The sequence below is a fragment of the Candidatus Woesebacteria bacterium genome (genome assembly GCA_016700095.1).
Lineage (GTDB): Bacteria > Patescibacteriota > Microgenomatia > UBA8517 > UBA8517.
On sequence record CP065002.1, the window covers coordinates 331,118 to 353,957 of the forward strand.

Genomic DNA, 22,840 nt, shown 5'->3' on the forward strand with positions numbered 1-22,840 from the left:
ACAAATATGAAAGCTTGCCAAATATATTTGAAACATATACCAATTGTGATAATGTAAGTAAACGTTTTGGTGCAGGAAATTATATGGAAAAAAGTGCTATACCCGAAGAAACTGAAACAATTGCCGCCAAAAGATCAAAAAGGCTGACGCAAAAAATACTTGAAGCACGACAAAAATTAAATCAACGCAAAGCCTGGTGGAGCAATGCTTTGGTTGAAATACTAATTGTAGGAATTGTTTTTGTGCTTAATGTTTATCTTGTGATTGAATACTTTGATACCTTTGCTTACGAGACTGCCTTTTCCGGACCTGTCATACCATTGACAATAAAACTTGTCCAAGTATTTAATGTTTCGTATTTAAAGGCTTTGCAGTTGGTTAACATATTTTTCTTCATGTTTTTCCCAATTTCCATGTACGTATTTATTAGGCATTTCACAGAAAGAAAACTGGCGGCAGTAACGGGTATATTAATTATTTCACTTCCGTATTATCCATTTGCTGAGACGAGAATAAATGCGGCACTATTGGCACAAGATTCCGCGCACATGGCGTCACTTGTAATTATTCCTTTTGCTTTGATTACAATGCATAAGTTTATCAAAGAGGGGAAAACATCAAATTTGATATTTGTTTCTCTAACCACTGCCTTGATTGCGTTGGCTTCACCATTTGGACTTCTTACTTATTTGATAATTTCTCTTGTGGTAACGTTTTCTGAAGTTTTATTGGGAAAAGGGCGCTTGAAACTGACGAGATTAATATTTGCGCTTATAATTGGTGCTGGCTTGACATCGTTTTGGTACAATCCCGGTTTTATATATTGGATAATTACCGGTCCGATGGGTTCGGACTTGAAAGGTACTTTGTCGAGATTGATACCCATGACCTTTTTTACTTTACCAATATTGGCCACCTTTGGCTATCTATTGTTTGATCGAAAACCGCAATTGCAATCATTGTTTGTTTCCTTTTTCCTGCTTGTTTCTTTTTTGGTACTTTCAAGCGCCGGAGGTGGAATATTTTCTCTGCACCCAAGTAGATATGTGCCGGAATTGGGAATTTCTTTGGCTTTTTTTATTGGTATTGTTTTTGTCCGAATTGGAGATTATATATCGATGCGTGAACTTAAAATCAATAAAGCAAAACCAGGCATTAATGGTAAAACACTAATCAGATCAGCAACCGTACTTGTGCTTGTTATGCTTATCGTTGGTGTGATTTTGGGAAAAGAGAATGTTTCTCAGCCCAGAAAAGTACTAGGATACTGGTCCCAAGTAGAAAAGAGTGAAATTTGGATGGCAAGGGATGAAGTGAGAGGATCGTTTGTTATACTTGGTTATATAATTACGTTTTCAAGCGTATCGGCACTAGGATTTGTTTCGCTTGAGGCTAGAAAGGAACAGAAAAGCAAAATAGTTAAGAGTTATAAAGTTTGACCCAACGTGTATGTTATACCTATATAACTTATAAAATAATTGGATCCGAAGTTGAGAATATAGTTTAGTTAACTTCGGAATTTTTTTGGTCACTCAGGTTTTAAAAACAATCCGAGGATATAGTTTATTTAAAAGCATTGCTTTAGGTTATTAAAGTATGTAGCGGGGAATATTACGGGTCGAAACGACATAGTAAGCGACATTTTGCTTAAATATGTCATATGGAAGTATTCATTCCTAGGGTGTACAGTTGCGATATGACAAATATAGAAAACAAGATTACAAGAAAGGTGGCAATATTTCATTGCGGCTTTATTTACTCGGGAGGTGGAGAAAGAATTGTATTGGAAGAAGCAATTGGGTTGAAAAAAAAAGAGTATGAAGTAGTTGTCTACGCACCGACATTGGATAATAAAAAATGTTTTCCACACATGGTGAGAGAGCTTGATGTAAGAACTTTCATATCACATCGAACGAGGTTTTTGCCGGGTGGATATGCACTTAATTTGGTGCTCTCCAGTTTACTTGCACCATTTTTTGCCTACAATTTTCGGGATGTGGATATTTTTGTTGGAGCTAATCAACCATCTGCTTGGATAGCATTTTGCATAGCCAAGATACTTCGTAAACCATATATTGTTTATCTTAATCAACCAAACAGAGTCGTATATCCCAGACCTGTTGACCTGGAATATGGATGGGCGACAACGGTCAAGGATTACCATAGGCTTTTTAAATTGTTTCACAAAGCTCTCAGGCCTGTTATATCTTGGCTTGATAAATCAAGCATTCAACACGCCGACAACTTACTTGTTAATGGGAAATATATAGGTGATATTATTGAAAATATTTATGCCAAAAAGACGGTTGATGCACCTGCTGGCGCTTATGCGTATCCACTTAGTTTATTAACGACAAGTCCGCAAGTATATAAGGGAAGTATAAATATCGCCGGTCAAAAAATAAATAAACCATATGCTTTGATTACCAATAGACATGATCCACAAAAAAGATTTGATTATGTAATAGAAGCGCTTGCAATAGTTCTGAAAACTTACAAAAATGCTAAATTAGTGATTCCCGGACCATTTACAGATCATACTAAAAATCTAAAGATATTGGCAAAAAAACTTGGTATTGAAGACAAAGTAATATTTTTGGGACAGATAAAAGAGGACGATCTAAAAAAGCTATATCGCCATACATCAGTTTATTGTTATCCGTCTCCCGAAGAAGATTTCGGACTTGGACCACTGGAAGCCGGTGGATGGGGAGTACCAACGGTTGCATGGAATCACGGTGGGCCGACAGTGACAGTGGACAATGGTGTTACCGGTCTTTTGGCTAAACCGTATGATATCAAAAATTATGCTAAACACATGCTGACCTTATTTAACGATCCGAGATTGCGAGCAAGGATGGGGAAGGCGGCGTGGAAAAGAACAAAAAATGAGTTTAGTTGGGAGAAACACATCGACACGATTGAAAGTGTTATTAATGAGCTTATTTAATTCGAATTGATACACGAGTTCCATTAATGTCATTCCCGCTCCCTGTCTGTTATTCCCGCTCCCTGTCTGTTATTCCCGCTCCCTTTCTGTCATTCCCGCTCCCTGTCTGTCATTCCCGCGGACGCGGGAATCCAGAAAAATACACTGGATCCCCGATCGTAGTCGGGGATAACAAAAGAATAATACTGGATCTCAAATCCCACTTTACTTAACGCTCCGTATCACGTAAGTTGAATTTAATTTGCAACGAGGTGGTAGAATACGATTATGAAAGAGAGAAGTGTAACAATTGGCTTAACAGAAGCAGCACAAATGGCTGCTGACAGAAGAAATTTCAGAAGACGATTAACCGAACGTATACATGATGCTCAAGTTATGGGTTATGAAGCTTATGAACCAATACCTGGGTGGACGACTACTTTAGAAACCGTTTTTCTGTTACCGGTTCTAGATGAATACGATCGGTTTTATAGAAAGCATGAAATTCAAAGTCATGTCGTTGCAGTGCACAGTCCATGGACACATGATAGATTAACTCATCCTGGTCCAGCTGCAAATGATACAGCGAAAGCATATTTGGGAAGATATCCTTTAACACTTTCTACTTCAGTTCCGTTCTTGGGTATAGTTGCTGCCGAAAGGATTTGCCAAATAGCCGATGCTCAATTGGTAACACATTGGCCGCAGATTGAAGGTGGGATAAAAAATGCTACACCATGGCAAAACGCCGCCCGAAAGCATATTCAAAAGATTAATGACGGAATTACCCAAAAACAAACCGCTGAAATGCATGCGCTAATTGGAATGAGTGATGACGAAATTGCTCAATGGCTAGGAGAAAATGAACAAAGAAAGTTGGCAATCGTAAGCGGGAATGATGTGCGAAACCGGGTATATGGAAGAAAGTCAAGTGTAGATTGGAGGAAAAAAGCACAATTTGTCAATGGATTTTATGTTAAAGAAGGTTGGGATGAAGATACACTGAAAGGTGACTTGGAAACTGTGTTAAGTGTGACAAAAGAACCGATTTGGCTAATGGTTAATTACGCAGGTGGTGCAAACAGTAAAACAGCTGAGGAAATAGGAAGAGTAGTAAATAGTGTGTTAGAAGCAGGTGGTGACTAAAAATAAAATTAACATACACATTTTTTAATTTTCAGAAGTTTTGGACGAGCCCCCTGAAGATATTATTTAATGGTTTCTGAAACAATTAACAATTAAAAAACTCAGGTAACAAAATTATCCAAACTAGATTTGTATGCCAATTCCGCAAACTCTAATCCTATCAATTAACTAAACCCTCCTCATCTGATATTATCTTTATATGCTCGGGAAAGTATTTGATAAGTTATTACATGAAAACGAAGAAGAGATCGTGGGACAACCGGTGAATGCACATCATCCCGATCATAAAAATGAGATTATTAAGCCTAAAAAGTTCAATAGAAAAAACGTCCTCACAGCACTTGTTATTTTTTCTCTGGCTGTAGCAATTAGATTTTTAAGTTTATATTTCGTGACTGACCCTCAAAATGCAGGTGCCGAAGTTTGGTACTCAGACGTATATCATCATTGGCAAATTGCCTATTTATCCAAGACAATCGGTTTCGACAGGGGTTTTCTCAGGCTGTGGGATCTGAAGGGGATGGAATATTTCTGGGGTTTGATGCATCCTTTAATTGGAGCACTTCTTATTACGTTAACCGGCTCGACAAGTATTTTGGTATTTCGCATCTTGTCGCTTGTTATGGGGTCATTTTCTGTCGTACTAATTTTTTTACTCGGAAGAAGGTATTGGAATTATCAAGTCGGGCTCGCCGCCGCGGTTTTTGCACTCTTTAATCCTGTCGGTATATTTAATGACGCCTCGGGGATGGTAGAGCCCTTGGGGATTTTTCTAATGCTTTTGGGGATATATTTCTTACCTTTAATACCACTTCTTTCCGGATGTTTATTAGCGATGGCGTCGATGACACGAGCGGAATATTGGATATTAAGTCTGATTGTTCTAGTCGGGGCGATATTTCTAACTCACAAAAAACATCTGGGTGACAAAACATTTTTATTCATCGGTTATCTGATCCCGATAGTTTTTTATATGAAATATTTGTTAAATTGGACAGGCAACGCGATTTATCCGGTTTGGTGGAACTACTTAGGCAATGCCAAGGGCGATTGGCAGGCAAATATTCCACCAACACTTGAGCAACTCATGGTTCAAAAGATCTACTGGGCAATTGCGATAGTTTCTTTATTTGGGCTTTTTGCGATACTTGTGAAACGACCTCGGTTTACCCCGCTCGCATTATTTGGTTTGGGTAATTGGTTTATGTGGGGAGTCGTTATCGGCATGACGAAGTATCTCTTGTCGTATTTACCGAGATTCTGGGTGGACAGAATTATGATTTGGCCGTATATGTTTCTTGGGCTAACGATTGCAGTTATCCTTTTTTATTTTCTACCGAAAAAAATACTTAAACATACTTCAATTTATACTTCTGTTCTGGGATGGGGAATTGTTGTTGTCATTGTGTTTATTGCTCAGTTTGCATGGATGACTATTCATAAATATTATGATCCGACCCACAAATACTGGGATAATTTTGCGGCTATTGCTGATGAATTTTCACAAGTAGATACGAAAGATGGGAAAGTACTTCTGCCTCCGGATTATCCGCCGTTAGTATATATGCTTGTAGAAAAACAAGGTCTTACAGGTGACAGGATAGTCGGGCAGATGTTTGACCCGTTTTATTATTTGGAAAAGGACGTCTTTACCAACTGGACATATAACCGCGACAGCGTGCTTGATTGGTTTAGTGAAGAAGATATCAGGCTTGTATTTTTCTTTGGTAATAACGAAAATTATAAAAGATTAGTCAAAACGGAACCTGAAATATTTAATCTGGTTAAGTATGATGAAACGCGAAATTTAAGTTTTTATGAAGTCAGATTGGAAAATATCGATTAATGAAATATGGCAAAGCAAGTGGTTAGAAATTGGGGAATAGAAAAGATTGAATTGTCACCGTGGTACTTCAATTCCCTTAGATTAAAATATGCACTCGAAGCAATAAAAGGTACAAAAGGAAAGCTTTTAGAAGTGGGGGCGGGTGCGGGAGCTTTTTCGAAGTCCATCAAAAAGCACTGTCCGGACTTGGAAGTAACTGCATCGGATATTGAGACATCACTTTTGGATTTAGGTAAGGGAATCTGCAACGAAATAAATTTTGTCAAAGCAGATGTGTGTAATCTTCCTTTCAAAAATAATGCCTTCCAAGCGATTGTATCCTTTGATGTCTTTGAACACATTGACAACCCACACAAGGCGATCAATGAAGTTTATAGAGTATTGGATCGAAAGGGAGTATTTCATTGCGCAACACCGATTGAGGGGAATATTCTGACTATTCACGGAATAGCTTCTAAATTGAAACTCAATCCCAAAGAAAAATACGCCGGACATGTTCAGCGATACGATACGACAAGTCTTATTAAACATTTTTCTGATGCTGGATTTGAAAACATTAAAGTTAATTACAGTGGTCATTATTTTTATCAACTGATGGATTTTTCGTATTTTCTGACTTTAACTATTTTCAAAAAGTTTCCCAACAATACCTTTGAAGGCTATATAGAAAATTTACCCAGTGGTACCGGAAAGTCTGGCATGTCGTTATTAAGATCGCTTCTTGCAACTGTCTGTTTTGTGGAATCATTAATCCTTAAAAACTTTCCCGGACAAATTGCTCATTACACTGCAAGTAAAAAATGAAAAAAACTGCACATATAATTTATAAACTGACAAAGGGTGCTTGGGGTTTGGTGTTTTTTGTCGTTGGGGTTGTGATTGTGGCATTGACGGCATATTTTTTGGGTAATTCTTATTTAACCAATGTAATGGGTAGTGATTCTTTTTATCATTTATCCAATATTTATTGGTTTGGTGAATATTTTCCTCATATACCCAAGTGGTATCCACTTCAAAACGGGGGAGTTGTTCCCGTTTGGGGATATCCCTATTTACCATATGCAATCGTGATACTTATTGAACGAATATCCTCACTTTCCTATGTCGGTGCGTACGAACTGTTGGGATTTTTGTCTATTCCCATTAGTGCAATTGGTTTGTATCTATTTGTTTGGCTGAGAATCAAAAGCCAACCAGCCGCCCTTATCTCATCCGTTCTTTATGTTTTAGCTCCCATTTCGTGGGTATTTCTTGTTGATTGGGGCTTTTACACCGAGGCAATTTCATTTATGTTTTTCTTCCCGACGTTACTATTTTTTGATTACTATATATCAAGCTATGGTGGTAACAGAAAATGGTTACACAGGTTGGCTTTAGTCGGTACGGTTAAATTTCTTGCGTTAACATTTCTGACTCATCCAACCAGTTTTTTTGTACTTGTCTCGGTCATGGCTTCTTTGGCGTTTGTCAAACACAAAGCTCCAATCACAAAAATTTACCTTAAACTATTTGTATCAATTAAAACTACGTTATTTATCGTTCTGCCAACCCTTATGCTTTTAGGGTTTATACTCATCGATTTTTATTCCTACTCAAGCAACACGCCTTTTGGAGGGCTTTCTAATTATCGACAAGAAGAATTTCTGGCAACATATCCGACACCTGTTGATTCACTTTTGGGATTGGGCCAAATTCCTGTGACCGACTTTCGAATAGGGCATAGAAATATCGTAGTTCCACCTGTTGTTTGGGGACCTGCTCTTGTTGGAATATTTATTGCACTATTTTACTCAAACGCTATAGTTGTACTAGGTATATTGGCTTTTTTACCGGTAGTATTTTTCCGGTTTCCTTTACTTGCGTGGTATGTAATCAAGTATGTTCCATTTTCCGGTTTCGTTTTTCACCATCGGGCCATTTTAATTTATATTCGCATGTTGACACCTGTAGTTGCAGGGTTTGGACTATGGGGAATTTTTTATCTGGTCTTTGATAAATCAACATTTTGGATACAAGGTAAAAAGAAAAGATTGCTTATTTCGCAAGTTGTTGCAGGAATGTCTGGAGTACTGTCTTTGGTTCTTGCTGTTTACTTAATAATCGCTCTTGCCAACAAACCGGTGAGTTTGTGGAAAAATTCGCACGTGCGGTACGGTCCTAACATAATTGATGCCCGCGATCCGTTTGCGAAAAATACGACAGTTGATTATTGTGAAATGTTACAACCCGGTGATCCGGGTAGGCAAAAAGCATGTGACTTGAAATATGTAACGCAAAACTTGGACGTAAACAAAATGCTTGAGGCGTGTTTACAAAATAGCGATACGGAGTCGAATAATTTTTGTACATTGTTAGAAGAGGGAAAAATAAACGAAGCCGACGTTGAAAATTTCGTTCAAGAATGTAAAGCCGGTAAACATGCAAAGTTATGTGAACATTCGTATTTCCTTACAAGTAGCGAACAATTTTCAAAGATATATGATTTTCGAACATGGCCGCGAATTGCGATAAATAATAATTTGCCAAACCCGCTCAGCCGTTTTTCAAACTTTATCAAAGAAAACGATAACACCAATCTGCGAATCGACGTTTCTCCTTACTTGGGCGGAGTTGTGCAGACGATGAATCTTGAAAGTAAGATTAGCATGATCAATCTATATGCTATAACGCTTTCTAAACTTGGTCCGTATTGGGGTTATGAACAACAAGTGTTTTTCTCGGAAAATGTAGGTAATACAGGCAATGTAAACAATCTCGCCGATTGGTTTGGTATTAAATATTTATTCCTTGAAGATAAATTAGACTTCATACCAAAATATGAAAATGATTCCGACAGATGGGAAAAAGTTGATGATGCAGGGGTGTGGAAAAATAAACGTCCACTTGAGCTTTATTCATGGACAGTAGAAAAGCCAAGGATTTTGGTAATCGGATCGGCGGAAAAAAGAGCTTACGAACCGGTTTTCAGAACCGCTGTTGATGGTGGCTTTGATTACGAAGACGGTTGGTTGATACTTGGTAAGGAAAATATAGACGATTATTCCGAAAAAGAATTGGCGAAATTCGACACCGTTGTTTTGTATGGCTATAAGTACAAAAACAAAAACAAAGCCCACGCACTTTTAGATACATTTGTAAAAGAAGGCGGAAACGTGTTTATTAGTGGTGGATGGCAGTACGAAGATGCCGATTGGAATAGCGAAAATCTTCCCGATTTTTTTCCTGTTCACGGACTAATGTGGGAATCACATATTGATAAGACGAGTAAACTTAAAATCGTTGACAAAGAAATTGGCGGCGACTTGTCGGATGAAATTTTTTCACCTTTAGTGTGGTCAAATGAATCGTGGGGAGTGTCTGTTCCAAGTGATATTCCCGGATGGGCAAAAGTAGTTTTGGAAGCCGACAACAAACCGTTAGTTGTGGCAGGGGAATATGGAGAAGGGAAGGTAATTTGGACAGGTATAAACTTACTGGGACACATTAATACTTACAAAAATTATGAGGAAGGACAATTTTTCGGCAACTTATTAAAATGGTTTGGCGAGGGAGATATCACCGAAGAGATATCGCAAACCAAAAACATCACCTTGGTCCGTACGGACCCGGACGAGGTTAATTTTAAGTTTACCGCTTCCACGGACAAAGAATCGACTTTATATTGGCGAGAAACAGAATACGAAAAATGGCAAGCAAATCTTATTAGAGCAAACGGAAAGAGGGAAAAAATTAATATCTACAGAGCAGGACCGGGATTTATGTTGATGGTTTTACCGGAAATTAAAGAAGGGGACGAGATCATTCTGAAGTTTTCAACCGGTTTAACAACCATCGTGGGTATGTTACTGAGCAGTTGTGCAGTTTTGATACTCCTAATTTATTTATGTGTGGGAGAAAAGTTAAAACCCATAATCGATACGAAACTAACACAAGTTAAACCCGGCATAGGACATAAAATTACAAATAGAAAGGTATTTACCAATAAGGTTAATGAGGATTTTGATTATTAAATAAATGAGAAAGTGCGACCTGACAAAACGCCTTAAATGGTATACGGGAATAATATGCGAATACTTAAAAAAATAATACTAAATATTTCGTCGGTTGGTGTATTTTGTATTGCCGTTTGTGCAATCTTTATCGTCGCCGATGCTTTTGCGAGGCCAATTCTGACCGGCAAAGCGGGCGAAAACGTTAATCAATTAATTGGTAACGATAGTGGTTTTGCGTTGTCTTTGGTTTATTGGTTTAACCGCTTTTATCCCGAAATTCCAATTTGGTATCCGCTTCAAGGAATGGGCGTGAGTCTTTTCTACAGCTATCCGATGTTGACAACATTTTCGATAATTATTATCGATAGATTTAGTGATCTATCGGCTGTGCAAGTCTTTAGATTGCTAAGTTTTCTTGCATTTCCACTTACCGCGATTGGTGTATATTTTTTTACTTGGACTAGATTTAAAAATTCGGTGATATCCTTTGCTGCTGCAATATTTTATTTAATTTCTCAGGCTGTGTGGTTATTCCAAACACTGCATGGAATTTTTGCTCAGAGTTTTTCGATGGTTTTTGTTCCCGTTACCCTGGCGTTCTTTGGGCTATATCTGGATAAAACCTTACAGTATAAGTCAACAAGCTATCAAAAAAGACTGTTTTTTGCAATAACCTGTCTTTTATTGGCGGTAACTTTTCTGACCCATGTCGTTACGGGAACACTTGTATCTTTGACGATTCTTGTTTGGGGAACGGTAAGATATATGTTACGTAGCCAACAAGTACGACTCCGAGAAGCAATTGTGAACGCTGTTGGTGGACTAAGTCGTTCACTGCCCGTTGTTGTTTTGGGGGTTGGTGTTTCAGCTTTCTGGTTTATTCCCTTTAGTTCATATACCGCCCTTGCGAACAAAGAAGGTTTAAATACGATGGGCGTATCCCAGTTGCAAGAAGTATCACTTAAAATTTCAACCTTACTTGGTATGGGTGCAATGGGGCAGGGAGATTTGCGGTATGACTTTTTCTTTTTTGCTTCTCCAGTCTTAATATTTTTTGTCGTAGGCAGTATTTCTGCGGTACTGCTAAAAAAGAAAACACTTATTGTATTAAGTCTTATTGCAATATTTTTTGTTAGTCTTACAACTATCCCGCTTTACTTACCCGGGCTTGTCGGTTTGTTTAAGTACTTTTTTACCGGTGTTTATTTCAGGGGTTTGATTCCCGTTTTTATACTTTTACCCATCGTAGCCGCCTGGGGAGTTTGGTCGGTGTTTGAAATTCTAATTGCACTACCAATAGATAGGTTCAATCGAATGTTGCCCCAAAATGCGGGAACGAAAATATTAGCGAAATTTATTGCAGTTTTTGGAAAAGTATCTCAGTACTTTTTGACGATACTCGTTGTTACTTTGTCAATATTGCATTTAGGGCATACACCACCACCCGGCAAATATCAATTTCAACCATACGGACCGGCTTTGACTAATGATTTTGATAATTTGTTGGATAACCCGGTTAATTATCTGTCAAGTATAAGTAAATCAGAAATAAATCCGGCAGGTTTAGAAAAGAAAGCGAATTTGAACGACGAAATTGATAAAATACTGGAAATTGACGACCGCACTGTTTTAGATGTTTCTCCCTTTGCGGCGGGTGGAGCCATAGTTCAAGGAGCAGGCTTAACAAGTGACACTAGGTGGGCGAACCTTTACCATTATTATGCGTCACTAATTCATGGCATGTGGGGTTATCAAGCAGGAGTCTTTTTTGGTCAAGAACCTTTATATAAAGCTAAGAATTTACTGGAGGACTTGTCCCACTGGTATGGGTTCAAGTATGTTGTCGTCGTCGACGGGTTTGATCCGATTCAAGAAAAGTACGAACCTTTGGGCTGGAAGCGTGTTAGTATTTTTAGTGACAGAAACGGTGAAATTTGGGAAAATCCCGCAGCAGAAGGACTTTACACTTTAACTTCACGTCCAAGTGTATTGGTTATTACTAATGAGAAAAAGGGTGGTTATGATCAAGTTTTTAGATCTGCAAATTTGGGTGCTCTGAGTTACGAGAATGCTATAATAATTAAAGGTGATAGTAATAGGATTGATGATTACACCTTGGAGGATCTGGCAAAATTTTCAGGTATAATCGCGCACGGATATTCATATAAAAATAAATCACGAGCATGGTCACTTCTAAATGACTACGTAGAAAGCGGTGGATTTTTATTCATCGATACAGGCTGGCAATATGTGGCTCGGGATTGGGAATCGGTATCCGACATTAGTAAGTTCCAACCCAATTTGCTACCTGTGACCGACACGGCGTTAGGTGAGGTGGGAACTGATTGGAACACTATACATGTTGCACGCAACATAACTTATAATTCGACCGATTTTGATCCTCTGGTTTGGGATAAAAATCCTTGGGGGATATCCTTAGCGGATAAAATAGATTTGGCTCAGGATTCCGAGGCTTTGATTTGGACAGACGACAAAGTACTTATGGCCAAAAGAAAGGTTGGTAAAGGAACCGTTGTCTGGTCTGGTATGAATATATTTTCTCACATAACGCAAAAAATGAACGAAGATGAAGCCGATATGCTGAAAAGTATTTTGGCGGAAATATATGCGGGCAAAGAAAACATTACTTACGAGAATGTTGGGTATACAAGGAATAATCCCGACACGATAGAATTTGATTTGCCGAAAACGGATAAGCCGGCGTGGTTAATTTTTCGAGAGAGTGTCAGTCCGTACTGGAAAATTGAAAATAACGATGAAAAGGTGGATTACTTTACTGGAGGTCCGGGTTTTGTTGTCGTTTATGTTCCACAGTCGTCATTAAATCAAAAAATTGATCTGATGGTAAAACTTAATTTCAAAGACGGAATCTTTGCAAAAAGCGTAACCTTATCATCGCTAATAATATTATGTCTATATTTATTTATTGGCGATAAATTTAAGCTGCCCGGTGGAGAGAAAGTAAAAAAACATGCCACGAGTATTCGAAAACATATCGGCAATAATAGCGAGGAGGACGAATATTGATGAAAAAACCAACTCTGGTCGTTCTTAGGGGTGTGTGTCCTCGGATGTCGGAAATTTTTTATTATTCAAAGTTTTCTAATTTCAACATCATTTTTGCAGGGGACAGCTCAACCGGTTGGATAGTAAAAAGTAAAATTCCAAGCAATATTAGTTTTGTTGATTTGAAACTTAAACCACGGTGGGGATGGGATCCGGTTACGAGTATTTTGGGAAAATCTCACGTTCACAGGTCGTGGCAAATATCTGATCAGCTGGATAAATATATTAAAACTGCCGATATTGTAAATATTTCCGACACTTTTTATTTTTATTGCGGTCAGAGTGCAAATTACTGCAGGAAGTATGGAAAAAAACTTGTTCCAATTGTTTGGGAAACTGTACCCAAGCATTTATCGACATACTTACCACCGTATTCGTGGAATGTAAGAAGTGTTCTGGCTAATAGCAATCATTTTGTCGCCCGAAGCATTAAAGCCAAAAAGTACTTGGAAAGTATCGGAGTTGGTGCGCAAAAGATTACCGTAGTTTACAAGGGAATAGATACTCATCATTTTAAACCTGTAAAACGCCCTAAGGGTAGAATTAGGTTTTTGTACGTTGGGCAATTAATCAAAGAAAAGGGGTTGGTTGAATTGATCGAAGCTTTTGAGATGTTGGCGAGAGAAAGAAATGATATCGAATTATTTTTGGCTGGAAAGGCAAACGGGGGACCGCTAACACAATTAATTAATGACAAGAAAAAAACACTTCCTTTAATTGTTAAATCGGAAATCGAATATCACAAAATGAATAAAGTCTATCAGGATGCCGATATCTACTGCCATTTAAGCCAAGATTGGAGATATGCCGGATTGTTTGCGGGAGGAAACGACTGGTTTCCGTATGCCGTAATTGAGGCGATGGCGACGGGGCTTCCTGTTGTTTCAACTGGGGTTGGCGGTATTCCTGAGCAGTTGGGAAATATGGGAAATATTATTGTTAAACAAAAAAATATCCTTGATACATATAACGGTATGAAAAAAATTCTTGACGACGAAAAACTTAGGCGAAAATTGGCTCTGCTAAATAGAGATAGAGCAGTTAAAATGTTTAATATAAAAAAGCAGGCGGCGATCCAGGAGAAGATATTTTTGCAAGTAATTAGTAAACACACGTCTTGAGGGTCGTGGTGAATTGCATTTACACTTTGGCAAATGATAAAGGTTGGGTATAAGTTAAATAATGAAAAGCAACAACGCGGTAAAAAAATATTACGCAGGGTGTCATGATAAATGGGACAAAAAAACCGAGATTGTATGGAAACTACGAGCGCTCCCATCGAGTATTTACCAGAAAAAAAGATTAATTGATACGGTACGAATACTATATACACTTGATCTTGGAACTCCCATTCTTGATGCTCCGTGCGGTGATGGTTATGTTCTCATGCATTTGCCGATGGGGAGTATCGGGATTGATATTGATAAACATCAAGCGGGAATTGCACAAAAAAGAGCGCCAAAATCAAAGGTTGTTGTAGGGGACATGGAGAAAATGAAGTTTACGAGAAATTACTTTACGGCAGTAATTACGGCTGAGTTTTTCGAACATGTTCCCGATGCATCCGGTTATATACGGGAATTATGGCGGGTTTTGAAAAAAGATGGCCTATTTGTCGTTACTGTGCCCAAGTGCCACTTTCTGTGGAAATTACGAGGTCTGGCAAGCCCGATAGCAAAAACCGAACCGCAGTGTTTAACTTTTACCGAGGAAAAAGTGTATAACCTTTTTTCAGGCTTAAAATACAAAAAAATAATGATGCAAGAAATCGCTTGGGGATTAAATTACTTAGTGGTAATAAAAAAGTTATGATGAATATTTATGAACATAAATTATGGGGAACAAACGAAAGGAAGATTAACCTAACAAGCGGTAGCTATTTGTCGCTAAAATATCTATTTCCTAATTTAACAAACAAAAAATCTAAACTTCTTGATATCGGGTGTGCCGCAGGAGCCTACACCGCAAGTATTAAAAAATATTTTCCCAAAGTAGATACAACAGGAATTGACATAAGTACGAATTGCATTAAATACGCAAAGAATAATTTTCCTAATAACCATTTCGTTATAGGAAACATTGAAAAAATGCCTTTTGCTAAAAATAGCTTTAAATATGTAACGGCAAACCATATTTTAGAACACACAAAAAACCCTAAGGATGTAATTTGTGAAGTAAAAAGAGTACTAACGACAAGCGGAATATTTTATTCGGTGACGCCAACGGAGGGAAGTATTTTGACAATTATCGGATGGTTAAGAAAGTTTCCCTTCTTTGACAATAATAGAATTAATTACCTTGGACATGTACAAAAATTTACTAAAGAATCATTAATTCAACTGCTTGAAAATAACGGTTTTGAAATAATTGAAACGAAATGGAGTTGTCACTTTAGTTATCAAATAATTGACGCCTTTTACTATCCGTTTCTGTATTTAATAAATAAAAACACTCACTTTATGGGAGAAACGCATTTTGGAAAATCAGAAAGTAGGTTAACTAGGAAATTGTTTTGGGCAACTAAAGCATGTTTAAATATACTTTCAAATTTTGAAAGTATACTTTTGTCACGCGTTCCGGGATTTGCAATTCACATAACGGCAGTAAAGCAATAATTATGAAAAGTTCACTTATAGAAAGACAAAACCCCAAAGAATACATGCGAAGATACCTGAAGGTTGCTCCATTGGCACTTGCGATATTTAGGTCAATTGAGGCCAAAAATATATCAAGTGTAAAAATAGAAAAGCCAATTCTCGATGTCGGATGTGGCTTTGGTGAGTTTGCGGGAGTATTTTTTGACAGAAAAGTCGAAATGGGTCTGGATATTTCATGGAAGGAGCTCGTGACAGCTCAAAAATCACATAAGTATAAGAAGCTAACTTGGGTAGATGCAAGAGAAATGCCTTTTGCCGATAATCACTTTGGGACGGTTTTGTCGGTTTCTGTTTTGGAGCATATCAAAAACGTCGAACCGGTAATAAAAGAAATTTATAGAGTACTTAAAAAGGGAAACTTGTTTGTGTTTACGACCAACACCAATAAAATTAATAACTACTTATTTTGGCCTGAAAAATTTACAACTTGGGGTTATCCAAAACTGGCAAAGAAATATATTAAAATTTATCACAAGGTTTTTAAGCACGAAACCTTGTGGACGAAGGATAAATGGCAGAAAGTATTGGAAAGAAACGGATTTGAAATTGTTGAAATAAGAGAAATAATATCTCCCGAGGCGACAAAGATGTTTGATTTTTTTATCATGACTTCATGGCCATTTCAAATAATTAAAATAATTACCGGTAAACGTATGTCATGGCGCCCCAAGTGGTTTAGGGAAATGCTTGTTAAGCGTTTTGCTTACCTTGTGGAACAGGAGGAAACGGAGGGGAGTAATCTCTTTGTTGTGGCAAGAAAGAAGGGATTGGGCACTAGACAATAGGGATTAGGAACCAGAATTGTGAATTATGTATCATGTATTACGAATAATGAATTGAGGGTTTCGTCGATAAATAAACTCGTTAATTTTCCTTTTACTAATTAAAACCCATTAGAAAATACATTTCCCATTATGCGAGACGCTTTTGAAATATCAATACAAATACCTTCAAGTGTAAAAGCTATTCTTTTACATAATATGAGTATTGGTATTAAAAATTTAGAGAGCATCCACGGGAATCCTACTTTTTTCTTGGACGAGCAAGAAATGAAGAATAATAATAAATAAAATTTAAACTTAAAGCTCCATCTGCCATCTGATGCCTTACATATTTCATTTGTTGGTAAGTAAGAGGTGATTTGTTATAATACAAATCCAGTTTAGATTAAAGTGCAATTTTAAGAATAAAAAGGAGGTGATTATTTATGAGTAAAGAAGACAAAAGACAGACATCGAAATTGGCTGCTACCGTGGGTTATTTGATAATACAAAATACTGGTGTACAAGTGATAGATCCAGGTCCTTATGCGGATAATAATCCTCCAATAATCGGACCAAGTAATACAAGAAGATGGAGTTCTGATGGAACAGAATTACCAAAATTAGTCGACCCATGGGATGCCTATAGTGAGGAAACAAAAAGGCTTGAAGAGGAAAGGAAAGCAGGATAAAAACAATAAGAAATATAACATTAAGCAAATATTTAATGATTATGTCCTATCTTCCATATTGACCGCGTGGGCTTGTAGTGAGACAGTTATTATATGAGTGAGAAGAGTATTTTAGTGCTCAAAAGATACTTAAGTACTCGTTCATGGTTTTACTTGGCACTAGATGTTTAATACTAAACATCTAGTGTTGGAGATCAGAGATTATCGGAAACTAGAGCACATAAATTGAATCCCAATTTCCAAAATTAGATGATGTGGTTATCTATGTTTTGTTTGTTGTCAAAAAGCGACTTCGAGATTATAATCTAAAATCTCTAGGTTGAGGGTGCTAACAATCAGATGTTTTTATTTTTTTGTTTAGTATAAAAAGCTATGAGTGAAATTACTAAGTTTGTTATTGGTACACGTTTTGTTCAGGATAGATTTGCAGAAATCCGAAGGGCGCGCGAGACTGAAGATACTTGGATTAGGGCAGTAGATGGTGAATATGGGATCCACAAAAACAGGATAAATGCAGGAAAAATGATGCAAGAAGAGTTGCGCAGCGTTGAAAAATGGACTCGCAGTTAAACGATGCTTTTTCATTATTAAAACTCTAACGCCTTTTTTCAAACACATCTTAAATACTCCGATATAGAATTATATTTCTTTCCCAAGTTTTAGTTTTGTCATTCCTGACAGGATTAATAAATCTGGTGGAGTCAGTCTGAAGTAACAGCTTTGCAGACTGGAAAGATGTAACCCGGCTAGTGAGGCAAGCACGGAAATGATAATTGTGCAATTATGGTTATTGAAACTCGTGTTCTTTAATTTAGTCCTATCTTACATATTGACCGCGTGGGCTTGTAGTGAGACAGTTAGTGTATGAGTGAGAAGTGTATTTTGGTGGCGGAAGATGAAGACGCGCTGGCATATGCTTTAAAACTCAAACTCAACCAGGCGGGTTTTAAGGTAAGGCTGGTTACCACAGGGGATGATGTATTGAAAGCTCTTGAAGAGCGGGAATATGATTTGTTACTTCTTGATATTCTGATGCCCGGCAAAAACGGTTTCGAGGTTATGGAAATCATGCGGGAAAAAGCTTACAAGACACCTGTTGTTATTTCGACGAATTTAAGTGATGACCGCGATATGGCACTTGCAAAGAAACTGGGCGCGAAAGCTTACTTGATCAAAACCGATTATAGTTTGGATGAAATCGTTGAAAAAATTGAAAAATGCCTAATAAAATGCGATTAGAAGGACTTGTAAAATGAAGGTCAAGAAGTTAAAAAAATTACTCGTATCCATATCGGAATTTAGCGCCAAAAGATTAAATCTTGCCTTGGCGATTACCTCCGGAATATTTTTAGTTGTCGCCTCGGGTCTTTATGTGTGGTCGCATTATAGTGCCGATAAAGCTTTAACGAACCAAATGCTTCACCGCCAACAAGTAATTGCGCGGTCGGGAGCGGAGTCGATTGAGCATTTGTTTAGAGCAACGATCGACTCGATTACACTTTTGTCCGAAAGAGAAGAGCTACTTACTCCAACGGAAAGACAAAGTGCTTTGGACAGATATCTTGCGAACTGGAAGCATTTTTCTATCGTCGGGGTGTTTTTGACCGATGAGGACGGAACGATCGTCGTTAATTCAAGCAACGTCGGATCAAAGCTGGTCGGACAATCCATATCGGAAAGAGATTATTTCAAGCAAGCAATTAGAGAACCAAAAGGTGAGGTGTTTGTGAGTAAACCATTTATTTCAGAAATAGGAAATGTTGCCGGAGATACTATTTTGACGTTTAGCATCCAGGTATATGATGAAAATGGTGACTTCACAGGCATTCTTACATCGGTGTTTTTACTTAACGACGTTGTTAACGCATATCTTGATCCACTTCGAATATCGGATGCAACTCGGATTTCTTTGCTTGCCCCCAATGGCGATTTTTGGTACTCGCAAAATATCGATTTGATCGACAAGAATATCTATGCTGTCTTGGATAATTTTAACTTTCCAGGGAAAAGCGTATTTATATCAAAATTGACGAGCGGTTTGAACCAACTCACCGAAGGTAAATTAGACATCGTACGTCCTCTGGAGGAAAGTGAAGGCGTAGTGATTGAAAGGTCGCTAATTGCATACAGCCCGATTAACTATCAACACGACAATTACCTTTATCTAATCGTGTCTAATCCGGCAGATGAGGCTTTTCAGTTTGATTCGACGTATAAAGCGATGAATTTCTGGATGGTTATTGTAGTTGTTGCAGTCGTCCTTGCCTTTTCATTTTTTGTCGTCCTTGTAGTTCGCGTTGCGCAACGCGATTCCTACATAGAAGGGTATATTTACGGACGAGACCAAATGGTTCATAAACCCAAAGAAAAATAAACTAATATGCCAATAATTACTTCTTTCGAATCACAGGAAAATTCTCCACAAAATATAATTTCTTCAATCTACCGAGGTCTTATACCAATAATTATTCTGATAGGTGGCATAACACTACTTTCCCTGAATTTACCCGGATGGAGTACGATAATCGGCTTGCCGACTACCATAATTGGTGCGGTTTTACTTATTTATGAATATGACAATTTCGTTACCAAAAAAGTAGTTTTGCCAAACGAAGAGAAAGTGCGATGTGACAGGTGTGGAAGATTAACTAGGCCATCGATAAACAGAACCTTGCATGATGGCGTGCTTTGTCCGTACTGTGTGTGGGAGGAAAAAAATTCCAAGAAAGTGAAATAAACCCGCTTCAAGCCTAGATTAATGTAATTATAATACCCTTACAATACAATGCCCGGGTGTATGGCTTATCAGTAGTTAATGGCAACATGCCTTGTGGGTGAGCTGGTGAGCTATAGATTGCAAGTTAACCCGAGTAAATTTTATAACCCATTAGGGATTAATGGTGGGTGAGAGGACGGGCGTAATGCTTGGACTGGCATCGCCTTGATTTTCCTCGACTACGGGTTCAGGTGGCGCATCGGTTTCGTTAAGATCAACCGGTGGAACAAGTATTTGTTCTTGACTTTCCGCAGGAGGTACAAGGTTTTGAGACTCTTCTGGCGGTGTTTCAGCTACGGGTTTTGATGCAATCTGTGCTTCAATTTCTTCAAGAGCTTTTCTCGCCACTTCGTAGTCATTTGAATTTTTGTCAACCAAAGACATGACTTGTGTAAGTTGAGTTCTTGCCTCTGTTAACTTGTTTTGTTGTTTATATGCAAACGCAAGGTTGTATCGGGCATTGGCAAAATCTGGTTTCGTGCGAACTGCTAATTCAAAAAGTTGCTGTGCATTTGCATAATCACCCGCGGCGTAATGGATACCTCCTCTAGCCAGTCGCAGGTTGGGATTATACGGATCAAGAGCAATTGCCTGGGCAAAAGACTGAGATGCAAAGGTATCGGCACCTTTGGCAAGCGGGATAATGGTTTGATAAGTCCGAGCTAAAAGTTCCCAATTGCCTGCTCTTGTAGGATTAATAATTACGGTATTTCTTGCTTCACGGATTGCCTGCTGAATAAGTTGTGTAATTCTTTGTCGATCTTCTTCGGATAGTTGACCGTTGTTTTGTGATGCCGTAGCCGCCATGGAATTGGCAATTGCCAAATTTACTTGCGAGTATCTGGCGTGATATCTATCATCGTAAGGATTTTGGCCAATCGTTTTTTGCAACTGAGAATATGCCTCAACTCCTTGATTGTTGGCGATGAAATCAAGAGATTTTTTAAATGAATACTCGGCGGATATCAAACCAAACGAACGGAAAAATATCAACCCGACACCGATAAAAACAGGAAGTGAAAGTACTATAGCCGGAGCTCGGGAACTAATACTTTTACCGGCAGCACCCATCAAATGTACTTCACTGTGCGTTGTGAGTGAGAAACCGGTACTACTTGTTGTCGTAACCAAAGCAAGATAGAAAAATAAAAGCACGGCTAACAGTTCGGTCGATGGCAGAACGAGCATTAAGATGAGAAGTATCAGCGCCGAAATTAAGCGTCCAAACATTTCCTTGTCGGCTAAGTGTTCATGCTTTTTACTAATGCTCTCGCGGACAAATTTAATAGCGACGAAAAGTAAAAGAATCGTTGCCGCAACACCCAACATGCCTGTTTCCGCTATAGTTGTCAAGAAATAAGACGATGCAGTATTGAACTTAATAGTCCAATTATCAGTGTTGTTAAAGGATATTGGTCGATATCGGTTGAAAGCAGTCAGATAATTTCCTGGTCCAACGCCCATGAGAGGTGATTCCTTAAGTGAATCAACGGCAATTGTCCAACTGGTTTTTGTACTCGGTAATCTAAGTTGAGTTTGTTGTCCGGGCATTAATCTATAAATTGATGCCATAAACGCAAATGCGACTACAACACTGCTTGTCCCAAGTAATATTTTCTTTGCTATATTTTTTTCGGTAATGAAAAGCATTACACCAATAGGCAAAACAGAGAATAAAAAGATCGCACTCGGTAGATACCCACCAGCAGGGGTAAAGTATTTACTTTGCAAATAAGTAGGTAATCCCTTTGCGCTTGCGAAAACTCCTGTAAGTGCAATTAGAAGTATCAAAGAAAATACGATTCCAGATACGAAAAGTGATAAGGTTGTTATTTTCTTCCCTTTTTTATCCAACTGGTTAATCAAGAAATAAAGAAGTGACCCGCCAATTGCCGCCGTTGCCGTACCCGGAATTAGAAAAGCTTCCATTTTACTGGGACTTTTGAAATAAGCTCCAATAAGATATACAAAGCCAAAAAGAAGGACGGGAAAATCAAATTTTCCGATAGACCAGGTGAGTTTTCCGTCTGTTATGGTTACTAAAGCTTTTAGAATGATCATTAATCCGACACCTATAACCAAAATTAATAGTTTTGTCGGAATCCACGGGTTAGGGGAAAGCGGCGAAAATGCTATAGGCAATAAAAACACTAATCCGACAGCTGTATATAAATATGATTTTTCTAGAATATTTTTCATTGTTAGCGATCTAGATACTATGTAATCCTTTTTACCCCAAAAAGTCAAGGGTGTTTTAGAACAAAGTAAATCTCAATCAAACTCAACATATACTAATATGTATTAATGTATATTATGATATAGAAAGATATCTTACTATAGATAGTATAGACACTTCTAATTTTCAATTTTTATTAAGTGTTTGATGATCAAACTTGATTAACTCTATTTGATAGTTTCCGGCTTTGGTACATCCTTTCTGTAAATCCACCTTTTTCAAGAAAATCGTTCTCAAGTTTGTTAACTAGTTGATCGAGAAGATAATTGGTTTGGTGGATGAGGCAGATGATAGTATTAGCTGTATTCTCTGCGTTATCAAAAAAACTTGCATATGTCTCATAGGTCTTATCGGACTTATAGGCCAGTTTGCGGATGAATTGAGCTTTAGAAGTATTTTTGTTCCACAATTCGTGTTTATTTTGGCGCAGATAGTCTTGATAATCCAACAGCAATTCCTCAAGACTACCTCTGGCATTTTGAATTAGTTTAAGTTCCAGTTTTTTGCTTGTAGAATTAATGCTGTCTTCAGCGATACATTGTTTACATGAACGGGCAGCTCCATTTAATTGACTTGCAAGTTTGTAGTCTTTAATCCACTTATTATAAAAGTAGTAAGTTGCATCGGCGATAATTTCTGAGTTTTGGTAACTTTTGAGATTTTTATAGCCTCCGTGAGGAGGAATTAGGTTTGTGTTATTCATATTTATTTAAAATTA

18 protein-coding genes are annotated in these 22,840 nt (G+C 37.9%); 16 read left to right on the forward strand and 2 right to left on the reverse strand.

The features are described from left to right. Positions 1 to 83: 83 nt before the first annotated feature. The 16 genes from IPM62_01640 to IPM62_01715 all read left to right on the forward strand — a co-directional run bounded on the left by IPM62_01640 (position 84) and on the right by IPM62_01715 (position 19,847). A complete protein-coding gene (locus IPM62_01640) occupies positions 84 to 1,439 on the forward strand; it encodes a hypothetical protein (GenBank protein ID QQS39293.1) in 1,356 nt (451 codons plus the stop codon). Between the two features lie 257 nt (positions 1,440 to 1,696). After that, the gene (locus IPM62_01645; protein ID QQS39294.1) at positions 1,697 to 2,950 is read left to right on the forward strand and encodes a glycosyltransferase family 4 protein; all 1,254 of its coding nucleotides are present in this window, start codon (positions 1,697 to 1,699) and stop codon (positions 2,948 to 2,950) included. Between the two features lie 267 nt (positions 2,951 to 3,217). Continuing rightward, positions 3,218 to 4,075 (forward strand): hypothetical protein, encoded by an 858-nt coding sequence (locus IPM62_01650; GenBank protein QQS39295.1) that lies wholly within the window; start codon positions 3,218 to 3,220, stop codon positions 4,073 to 4,075. A gap of 199 nt (positions 4,076 to 4,274) precedes the next feature. Continuing rightward, positions 4,275 to 5,921, forward strand: a complete 1,647-nt coding sequence (locus tag IPM62_01655) for a hypothetical protein (protein QQS39296.1) — start codon at positions 4,275 to 4,277, stop codon at positions 5,919 to 5,921. A gap of 6 nt (positions 5,922 to 5,927) precedes the next feature. Then, positions 5,928 to 6,725 carry a class I SAM-dependent methyltransferase gene (locus tag IPM62_01660; protein QQS39297.1) on the forward strand — a complete coding sequence of 266 codons (798 nt, stop codon included), beginning with the start codon at positions 5,928 to 5,930 and terminating at the stop codon, positions 6,723 to 6,725. Continuing rightward, positions 6,722 to 9,931, forward strand: coding sequence for a hypothetical protein (locus tag IPM62_01665; protein ID QQS39298.1), 3,210 nt, complete (start codon positions 6,722 to 6,724; stop codon positions 9,929 to 9,931). Before IPM62_01660 ends, IPM62_01665 begins: the two co-directional genes overlap by 4 nt. Positions 9,932 to 9,985: 54 nt before the next feature. Further along, positions 9,986 to 12,961 (forward strand): hypothetical protein, encoded by a 2,976-nt coding sequence (locus IPM62_01670; protein QQS39299.1) that lies wholly within the window; start codon positions 9,986 to 9,988, stop codon positions 12,959 to 12,961. 44 nt (positions 12,962 to 13,005) lie between these two features. Further along, positions 13,006 to 14,121: a glycosyltransferase family 4 protein gene (locus IPM62_01675; GenBank protein QQS39300.1), complete on the forward strand. Its 1,116-nt coding sequence runs from the start codon at positions 13,006 to 13,008 to the stop codon at positions 14,119 to 14,121. Between the two features lie 61 nt (positions 14,122 to 14,182). Next, positions 14,183 to 14,812 carry a class I SAM-dependent methyltransferase gene (locus IPM62_01680; protein ID QQS39301.1) on the forward strand — a complete coding sequence of 210 codons (630 nt, stop codon included), beginning with the start codon at positions 14,183 to 14,185 and terminating at the stop codon, positions 14,810 to 14,812. Then, positions 14,809 to 15,615, forward strand: a complete 807-nt coding sequence (locus IPM62_01685; protein QQS39302.1) for a class I SAM-dependent methyltransferase — start codon at positions 14,809 to 14,811, stop codon at positions 15,613 to 15,615. The genes IPM62_01680 and IPM62_01685 overlap by 4 nt, the downstream gene beginning before the upstream one ends. A gap of 2 nt (positions 15,616 to 15,617) precedes the next feature. Further along, positions 15,618 to 16,442, forward strand: a complete 825-nt coding sequence (locus tag IPM62_01690) for a class I SAM-dependent methyltransferase (protein ID QQS39303.1) — start codon at positions 15,618 to 15,620, stop codon at positions 16,440 to 16,442. Positions 16,443 to 16,864: 422 nt separating this feature from the next. Beyond that, a complete protein-coding gene (locus IPM62_01695) occupies positions 16,865 to 17,110 on the forward strand; it encodes a hypothetical protein (protein QQS39304.1) in 246 nt (81 codons plus the stop codon). 372 nt (positions 17,111 to 17,482) lie between these two features. Continuing rightward, on the forward strand, positions 17,483 to 17,680 hold the full coding sequence (locus IPM62_01700) for a hypothetical protein (GenBank protein ID QQS39305.1): 198 nt from the start codon (positions 17,483 to 17,485) through the stop codon (positions 17,678 to 17,680). Positions 17,681 to 17,974: 294 nt separating this feature from the next. Further along, entirely contained in the window at positions 17,975 to 18,349 is a 375-nt protein-coding gene (locus tag IPM62_01705; protein ID QQS39306.1) for a response regulator, read from the forward strand. 13 nt (positions 18,350 to 18,362) lie between these two features. Next, positions 18,363 to 19,484: a cache domain-containing protein gene (locus IPM62_01710; protein QQS39307.1), complete on the forward strand. Its 1,122-nt coding sequence runs from the start codon at positions 18,363 to 18,365 to the stop codon at positions 19,482 to 19,484. A 6-nt stretch (positions 19,485 to 19,490) separates the two neighbouring features. Beyond that, entirely contained in the window at positions 19,491 to 19,847 is a 357-nt protein-coding gene (locus IPM62_01715; GenBank protein QQS39308.1) for a hypothetical protein, read from the forward strand. Between the two features lie 150 nt (positions 19,848 to 19,997). Here the strand turns inward: IPM62_01715 and IPM62_01720 are convergent, their stop codons facing one another. Next, positions 19,998 to 22,085 (reverse strand): tetratricopeptide repeat protein, encoded by a 2,088-nt coding sequence (locus IPM62_01720; protein QQS39309.1) that lies wholly within the window; start codon positions 22,083 to 22,085, stop codon positions 19,998 to 20,000. 188 nt (positions 22,086 to 22,273) lie between these two features. Continuing rightward, entirely contained in the window at positions 22,274 to 22,825 is a 552-nt protein-coding gene (locus IPM62_01725) for a four helix bundle protein (protein QQS39310.1), read from the reverse strand. Positions 22,826 to 22,840: the final 15 nt, after the last annotated feature.